The organism is Vibrio sp. 704, assembly GCF_033339295.1.
The window spans coordinates 1-689 of sequence record NZ_JAWOUH010000463.1 but is presented as its reverse complement, the minus strand read 5'-3'; the positions used below and the strand labels follow the sequence as shown (position 1 = coordinate 689).

Below are 689 nucleotides of genomic sequence, written 5' to 3'. Positions count from 1 at the left end.
ACATATTGGTGACGTTCAATTACAGCCATGATGAAGTGTTGGCAAGCAAGATTGAGTCGGAGATCAACGGCGGTGATTACGCAGGTTTGGTTTACGCATCCAGTATGACGCGAGAGTTGGAGCAGCAACGCGTCACAACTTCCTTACCGACTGTGCTGCTGAACTGCACCAACGAAGAACACACCGAAACGCCAAGTATTTTGCCAGCCGATATGATTGGAGCTTACAAAGCAGTTTCACACCTCACAGCGCAAGGTCATCGTCGCATTGCCATGCTGTCTGGTGAAAGTTGGATGCTAGCCAGTAAGCAACGTGCCGATGGTTATCGTCAGGCTCTCATTGATGCAGACATCATTCCTAACTCAGAGTATTTAGTCGATGCAAACTGGTCGCTAAAAGAAGCGCACCAGCAAACACTGTCTCTACTGAATATGGAGCAGCCGCCGGAAGCGATTTTCTGTGGCCGCGACTATATGGCAATGGGGTGCTACCAAGCGATAGCGGAGTTGGGGTTGAAGATTCCTCAGGATGTTGCCGTTGTCGGTTACGATAATCAGCAAATCGCCTCTGAAAGCTTTCCAGCATTAACGTCGGTTGAACTGCCCTACTCAGACATGGGTAAACTCGCAATCGAATCGTTGATGGCACTGATTGAAGGGCAGCCGTTGCTTTCTAACAAACGCAAAGTA

At 49.1% G+C, this 689-nt stretch carries 1 protein-coding gene; it reads left to right on the top strand.

What is annotated here, in order from left to right:
* Nucleotides 1-689, top strand: a 689-nt coding sequence (locus R7R24_RS27115) for a substrate-binding domain-containing protein (protein WP_318120181.1), incomplete at both ends; no start/stop codon positions are given.